At 42.9% G+C, this 545-nt stretch carries 1 pseudogene; it reads left to right on the top strand.

Annotated features, from left to right (window positions below):
* Positions 1 to 193 precede the first annotated feature (193 nt).
* Positions 194 to 545 (top strand): annotated as a pseudogene (locus ACJHWT_RS25490) (IS21 family transposase); the annotation flags it as partial.

The following is a 545-nucleotide window of genomic DNA, read 5'->3' as shown; positions in this document are numbered from 1 at the left end:
TGCGTATTTTCATGAAAGGAGATCACTCAATAACTTCCATCGAGATCGGGTAATAACATTTGAACAGATCGCTGAATAACATCGATGGAGATCACTTTTGACTCATTTTGTTATTCAGTGATCTCCATCAATGTTATTGGAACTTCACAGGTGTGTTGATCTGTATCTTTTGCCATTCCGGTAAAGGATACCTATGCCAACAGTTCCAATTTCTATGAGAAAACTTAAAGAAATTCTTAGGCTTAAATACGGTGTTGGACTCAGCCATCGACAAATTGGTCGTAGTCTTGCAATCTCCCCTTCCGTTGTATCCAGATATGCTAATCGGGCGGCTCAACTTGGCATAAAGCAGTGGCCCTTACCTACAGGATGGGATGATACAAAACTAAAACATGCGTTCCTTCAGACCCAGGTTAAGATGAAGAAGCACTCTCTGCCTGACTGGGCTACAGTACACCGGGAACTGCGTAATAAATGCGTGACGCTGCAGCTACTCTGGGAAGAATACTGTGAGCGTAATCCAGGCGGTTTTTACAGCTATAACC

The organism is Escherichia sp. WS338 (assembly GCF_046486405.1).
GTDB classification, from domain to species: domain Bacteria; phylum Pseudomonadota; class Gammaproteobacteria; order Enterobacterales; family Enterobacteriaceae; genus Escherichia; species Escherichia coli.
Note: the sequence above shows the minus strand (reverse complement) of the source record. Positions and strands in the feature narration are given on the sequence as shown.